Annotated in this window: 6 protein-coding genes; 1 reads left to right on the top strand and 5 read right to left on the bottom strand. The window is 65.5% G+C overall.

The genetic code is table 11. From position 1 onward, the window contains the following. The first annotated feature begins 47 nt into the window (after window positions 1–47). Window positions 48–461 (top strand): DUF6636 domain-containing protein, encoded by a 414-nt coding sequence (locus Q0743_RS29320; protein ID WP_298244930.1) that lies wholly within the window; start codon window positions 48–50, stop codon window positions 459–461. 247 nt (window positions 462–708) lie between these two features. On the opposite strand, the gene Q0743_RS29325 is transcribed toward Q0743_RS29320, so the two are convergent. The 5 genes from Q0743_RS29325 to pimD all read right to left on the bottom strand — a co-directional run bounded on the left by Q0743_RS29325 (window position 709) and on the right by pimD (window position 5,951). Next, window positions 709–1,302, bottom strand: coding sequence for an N-acetyltransferase (locus tag Q0743_RS29325; RefSeq protein WP_298244931.1), 594 nt, complete (start codon window positions 1,300–1,302; stop codon window positions 709–711). A 269-nt stretch (window positions 1,303–1,571) separates the two neighbouring features. Continuing rightward, a complete protein-coding gene (gene glpK / locus Q0743_RS29330; protein WP_298244932.1) occupies window positions 1,572–3,077 on the bottom strand; it encodes a glycerol kinase GlpK in 1,506 nt (501 codons plus the stop codon). A gap of 304 nt (window positions 3,078–3,381) precedes the next feature. Continuing rightward, a complete protein-coding gene (locus Q0743_RS29335; protein WP_298244938.1) occupies window positions 3,382–3,789 on the bottom strand; it encodes an endonuclease domain-containing protein in 408 nt (135 codons plus the stop codon). 119 nt (window positions 3,790–3,908) lie between these two features. Continuing rightward, the gene (locus Q0743_RS29340; RefSeq protein WP_298244933.1) at window positions 3,909–4,682 is read right to left on the bottom strand and encodes an SDR family NAD(P)-dependent oxidoreductase; all 774 of its coding nucleotides are present in this window, start codon (window positions 4,680–4,682) and stop codon (window positions 3,909–3,911) included. 126 nt (window positions 4,683–4,808) lie between these two features. Continuing rightward, the gene (pimD, locus tag Q0743_RS29345) at window positions 4,809–5,951 is read right to left on the bottom strand and encodes a pimeloyl-CoA dehydrogenase small subunit (RefSeq protein WP_298244934.1); all 1,143 of its coding nucleotides are present in this window, start codon (window positions 5,949–5,951) and stop codon (window positions 4,809–4,811) included. Window positions 5,952–6,000: the final 49 nt, after the last annotated feature.

A 6,000-nucleotide genomic window follows, 5' to 3' on the forward strand; every position in this document is an offset into this window, starting at 1 on the left:
GCAACAAAGCGGGATCAATGCGAGCCGAACCGCCGAGGGCTCTCGTCATGTATCTGCGATCGATCACGATCCTCGCCCTGCTTTCTGCAGCAAGCCCAGCCCAGGCGCAGGACCGCCCGATCGGCTTCCTGACGCCGTCGAAGAACATCGTCTGCCAGTTCTATGCCGATAACGGCCAGGGCGTGCTCCGTTGCGACATCATGAACATGGAGACCCGTCCGCGCCGGCCCGCCGACTGCGAGCTCGACTACGGGCACGCCTTCGAGATGAGCGCGAAGGGCAACGCGGGACGCATCTGTGCCGGCGACACCGTGATGGACCGGTCATTGCCGGTGCTGGCCTATGGCGAGATCTGGCAGCGCGGCGGATTTACGTGCCGGTCGGAGCAAACGGGGCTGACGTGCTTCAACGCGATGCAGCGCGGGTTTTCGCTGGCGCGGGGGAAGCAGGAGGTGTTTTGACGGGGCGCACCGGGTAGCCCGCATGAACGAAGCGACATGCGGGACTCTTTCCGGGCGCTGTCCCGGATGTCGCTACGCTCATCCAGGTTACGATCCCCCGCGTTGATCTGCCAGCTGGAAGATGAACAGCAGCACAGCATTCCGTCATTGCGAGCGCAGCGAAGCAATCCAGAAACGGCCCGCAGAGACATTCTGGATTGCTTCGTCGCAAGGGCTCCTCGCAATGACCGTGTGGAGACAGCCCGTGCTACCCGATGATCGGCACGTGCTTCGCCGCATCACGCGGCGCCGTGCCATCGAGGCGCGGATCGTCGGCGATCTCGATCTGGCGGCGGAAGGGGCGGAAGCCGGAGCGCTGGTAGAAGGCGACGGCAGAGGGATGGTCGAGGGTGCAGGTGTGCACCCAGACGCGGCGGACGTCGCGCGACCACGCCAGCTCCAGCGCGCGGTTCATCAGGAAGCGGGCGGCGCCGGTGCCGATCAAGGGCGCGGTGACGCCGAAATAGACCAGCTCGCACTGGCCGGGCTCGCGGAAATCGAGTTCGAGCAGGCCTTCGTCGCGGCCGTCTGCGACCAGGGCACAGACCTCGATGCCGGGCGCGTGGATGATCGCCGCGAGCTCAGCACCGCTCATGCGGGCGCGCGAGAACCACAGCCACTCCTCGCCGACGCGGCGGAAGATGTCGCGATACCAGGCAACCGCGGGCGTGTCGACCTTGCGCAAGGTCCAGGCGCCGGGCGGATCGTTGCGGCGCGGCGGCGGCGCGGTCATCTCCAGATGGGTGACGACGGCGGCGATCTTGCCGGCGGGGACGTCGGAATAGCCGTCGGGGAGGATCATGGTTGGTTGCTCTGCTTCATCAAGGGAGGCTCCAAAGCTGGCGCTTCGCACTCCGATGTCGTCCCGGACAAGCGCGCCTCAAGCGCGCGCAGATCCGGGATCCATAGCCACAGGGCGCAGTTTTGCGAAGACCGATCGTTCGGTATTGCCATCGTTCGCGACTCGATAGATCACGCGGTATGGGTCCCGGCGTTCGCCGGGACGACAGCCTGCTTGGGGATGCACCTCGTTCACGTCAGCCTTAGCAAGATAGTCTTGGCAGACTGCGCCTACCCCTCCCCCTCGTCGCTCGCCAGCACGCCCTTCACCGCCCGCGCCCAGCCGGCGAGCTTCCGCTCGCGCGTGGCCTGGCTCATGTTCGGCTTGAAACGGTGCTCGAGGCGCCAATTGTCGGCGAATTTCGCCGGCTCGGGATAGACGCCGGCATTGAGGCCGGCGAGGTAGGCGGCGCCGAGGGCCGTGGTCTCCTGGATCACGGGGCGATCGACCGGAGCGTCCAGCAGATCGGCGAGGCGCTGCATGGTCCAGTCGGACGCCGTCATGCCGCCGTCGACGCGGAGCACGACGCTGGCCGTCTCCGAGCTCGGCCAGTCCGCGCGCATCGCGGCCCAGAGGTCAAAGGTCTGGTAGCAGACGCTCTCAAGCGCGGCATGCGCAAGCTCGGCCGGTCCGGTGTTGCGGGTGAGGCCGAACAGCGCGCCGCGCACCCTGGGATTCCAGTAGGGCGCGCCCATGCCGACGAACGCGGGGACGAGATAGACGCTCTGCATGGAATCGGATTGATCGGCGAGCGGACCGGTCTCGGCGGCATGCTTGATGATGCCGAGGCCGTCGCGCAGCCATTGCACTGCGCTGCCGGCGACGAAGATCGAGCCTTCCAGCGCGTAGGTGCGTTTTCCCTCGAGCTGATAGGCGACGGTGGTGAGCAGCTTGTTCTTCGACACGACCGGCGTGGTGCCGGTGTTGAGCAAAGCAAAACAGCCGGTGCCGTAGGTGGACTTCATCATGCCCGGGCGGAAGCAGGCCTGGCCGATGGTGGCGGCCTGCTGGTCGCCGGCAATGCCTGAGATCGCGATGGCGCCGCCGAACAGATCCGGCGTGGTCTCGCCGAAGCGGGCGGAAGAATCCTTCACCTCGGGCAGCATCGAGCGCGGCACGCCGATGATCTCGAGCAGTTCGTCGTCCCACTGTCCGGTGTGGATGTTGAACAGCAGCGTGCGCGAGGCATTGGTCGCGTCGGTGGCGTGCACCTTGCCGCCGGTGAGGCGCCAGAGCAGGTAGCAATCGACGGTGCCGAACATCAATTCGCCGCGCGCGGCACGGGCCCGGGCGCCGGGGACATGGTCGAGTATCCAGGCGACCTTGGTGCCGGAGAAATAGGGATCGATGATCAGGCCGGTCTTCTGCGAGATCACGCCCTCGCGGCCGTCGGCCTTCAGTTTCGCGCAGATATCGGCGGTGCGACGGTCCTGCCAGACGATGGCGCGGTGCACGGCCTGCCCCGTCGCGCGATCCCACACCACGGTGGTCTCGCGCTGGTTGGTGATGCCGATCGCGGCGATGTCCTTTGCACTGATCCCGGCCTGCTCGATCGCCTCGCGACAGACCATCACGGTCGAGGTCCAGATGTCCTCCGGCTCGTGCTCGACCCAGCCCGAGGCCGGAAAATGCTGCGGAAACTCCGCTTGCGCCTTCGCCGCAATGGAAATATCGCCGCGAAACACGATCGCGCGCGAGGAGGTGGTGCCCTGGTCGATGGCGAGGACGAAAGACATGGCGGCTTACCTTGGCGTTTAGCTTGGCGTTTCCTTGGAGGAAGTCATTGTGTCGCGCCAAAGGGAGCGGATTAGGGCGCCAAGGTCAAGATTGGTCTCGCTTACCCTCCCCTGGAGGGGGAGGGTCGGCTCACATGAAGCGCAGCGACATGTGAGACGGGGTGGGGTGACGGTCTCTCGCCAGCCAACAGTGCCCGTGGGGAGAGATCACCCCGCCCCGCTCGCGCTGCGCGCGATCGACCACGGGCGAGCTACGCTCGTCCCGGACCCCTCCAGGGGAGGGTAAAGGAGAGCGCGGCTTGATTCAGGTTGATGTCTTCCGCTTGCGCTGGTGCTCAAGGTGCACGGCCGCCGCTTCACGCGAGCCGTAAAGCTCGACATAGATGCGCTCGACCACGGCGATCAGATCGGCCGTGATCTCCGAATTCCAGAATCGGATGACGTGATACCCTTCATCCTCTAGCCAACGTTGTCGTTCGGCATCGCGTTTGGCCATGGCGTCCTCATTGTGGTGCCCACCATCAAGCTCGATGATGAGACGCTTGGCCGGGCAGAAGAAATCGACGACGTAGGGACCGATCGGCGCCTGGCGGCGAAAGTGCGAGCCGTCCATGGGAAGATCTTTGAGAGCACGCCACAATACCCGCTCGTGCGGAGTCGTGTTTGCTCTCAACCTCTTTGCGGCGGCGCGTCGGATCGATGTTGAGACCATTGCCGCGGCTTCCCCCCCCCCCGCTTCGCGTTGCGCTTTGCGCAACACGAAGCGACCCTCCCCCTCCAGGGGAGGGTAAGTGAAGCGGCGCTTCGATGCAACTAAACGCTGTGTCGCCTTCACACCGCCGCCGTCGTGACGCCGCCGTCGATGACGATGGTCTGGCCGGTCATGAAGCTCGAGGCGTCGGAGGCGAGGTAGGCGACGGCGCCGGCGATTTCGTCGGGTTCGCCGATGCGGCGCAGCGGCGTGGTGGCGGTGCGGCGCTTCAGCATGGCTTCGTCCTCCCACAGCGCGCGGGCGAAGTCGGTCTTGACGAGACCGGGCGCGATGCAGTTGACGCGGACGCCTTTCGGACCCCATTCGCCGGCCAGCGAGCGGCACAGCGCGAAGTCGGCCGCCTTCGAGATGCCGTAGGCGCCGATCACGGTGGAGCCGCGCAGGCCTCCGATCGAGGAGATGATGACGACAGAACCGCCTCCGCGCTCCGCCATCTGCGGGATCGCCAGCGCGGAGAGCCAGATGTTGCTCTTGACGTTCGAGCCCATGATCTTGTCGAAGGCTTCGTCGGTGATGTCGAGCAGCGGGCCGTAATAGGGATTCACCGCGGCGTTGCAGACGAGGATGTCGATCTTGCCGTAGTGCCTGGTCGCGCCCGCGATCAGCGCCTCGACCTCGGCCTTGCGCGCGATGTTACAGGGGATGACGATGGCATCGCCGCCGGACGCATTGATGCCGTCGGCGACTTCCTTGCAGGCGTCGGCCTTGCGGGAGGAGACGACGACCTTGGCGCCGAGCTTTGCGAGCAGTTCGGCGGAGGAGCGACCGATGCCGCGGCTGGAGCCGGTGACGACCGCGACCTTGCCGGTGAGATCGAACGGGGTGTTTTTCATTGTTGTTGGGCTCCCTGTCTTGTCGTCATTCCGGGACACGCGCATCGCGCGTGAACCCGGAATCCAGAGGTTGTGGCGCGAGATCCCGGGTTCGCGCTACGCGCGCCCCGGGATGACGCCAAGGCGTCAGATCAACCCGCCCGCATCGGCGACGCGGCGCTGGTGGTAGTCGGTGTCGCCGAACGAGTTCTCGATCATGGTGAGGCGCTTGAAATAGTGGCCGATCTTCGCCTCCATGGTCATGCCGATGCCGCCGTGAAGCTGGATCGCCTGCTGTCCCACGAACTTCAGCGACTTGCCGATCTGCACCTTGGCCGCGGCGATGGCATTGCTGCGCTCCTTGGCGTTCTCGAAATCGCTCGCCATGGTGGCAAACATCGACATCGAGCGGGCCTGCTCGGCCGCGACGAACATGTCGGAGGCGCGATGCTGCAGCGACTGGAATGAGCCGATCGCGACACCGAACTGCTTTCGGGTCTTGATGTACTCGACGGTCGTCTTCAGCGATTCATCCATCAGGCCGACCGCCTCGGCGCAGAGCGCGACGCGGGCCTCGTCCACCACGCGCTCGATCAGCGCGAGTGAATCGTCGGGATTGCCGATTGCAGCATCAGCGCCGACTTCGACGCCGGTGAAGGTGATGTCGGCGGCGTGCAGGCCGTCCTGGGTCGGGTAGGATTTCTTCGCGACGCCCTTGGCATTCGCCGGGACCAGGAACACGCCGATGCCGGACTTGTCGCGGCGGTCACCCTTGGTGCGTGCGGTGACGACCAGCGTGTCGGCATTCTCGCCATTGAGCACGACGAACTTCTCGCCGTCGATGACGTAAGCGTCGCCCTTCTTCTTCGCGGTGGTCGAGACGTCGAACAAATCGTAGCGCGAGTTCTTCTCGAGCTGGGCGAACGCCAGCGTCTTGCTGCCGTCGATGATGCCGGGCACGTGCGCGGCCTTTTGCGCGTCGCTGCCCGCGTGGCGCAGGAAGCCGCCGCCGAGCACGACCGTTGCCAGATAGGGCTCCAGCACCAGCGCCTTGCCGAGCGCTTCCATCACGATCATGGTCTCGACGCCGCCGCCGCCGAAGCCGCCATCGGCCTCGCTGAAGGGCAGGCCCAGCAGACCCTGCTCGGCGAGCTTGCCCCAGACGGCTTTGCTCCAGCCGCCCTTCTCCTTCATGTACTTCTTGCGCTGCTCGAAATCGTAGGAATCGGTCAGCAGGCCGTCGATGCTTTCCTTGAGAAGCCGCTGCTCCTCGTTCAGGTCAAAATCCATTTCTGTGGTTCCTCGTACCCGGAATTTCTGTTTCGTCATCCCGGGGCGC

This window comes from uncultured Bradyrhizobium sp. (assembly GCF_936943645.1).
In the GTDB taxonomy this organism is placed as follows: Bacteria; Pseudomonadota; Alphaproteobacteria; order Rhizobiales; family Xanthobacteraceae; genus Bradyrhizobium.

What these genes read in the sequence shown, in the direction of transcription:
- Q0743_RS29320 (WP_298244930.1), top strand. Translation starts at nt 48, where the DNA reads ATGTATCTGCGATCGATCACGATCCTCGCCCTGCTTTCTGCAGCAAGC.
- Q0743_RS29325 (WP_298244931.1), bottom strand. Translation starts at nt 1,302, where the DNA reads ATGATCCTCCCCGACGGCTATTCCGACGTCCCCGCCGGCAAGATCGCC.
- glpK (WP_298244932.1), bottom strand. Translation starts at nt 3,077, where the DNA reads ATGTCTTTCGTCCTCGCCATCGACCAGGGCACCACCTCCTCGCGCGCG.
- Q0743_RS29335 (WP_298244938.1), bottom strand. Translation starts at nt 3,789, where the DNA reads ATGGTCTCAACATCGATCCGACGCGCCGCCGCAAAGAGGTTGAGAGCA.
- Q0743_RS29340 (WP_298244933.1), bottom strand. Translation starts at nt 4,682, where the DNA reads ATGAAAAACACCCCGTTCGATCTCACCGGCAAGGTCGCGGTCGTCACC.
- pimD (WP_298244934.1), bottom strand. Translation starts at nt 5,951, where the DNA reads ATGGATTTTGACCTGAACGAGGAGCAGCGGCTTCTCAAGGAAAGCATC.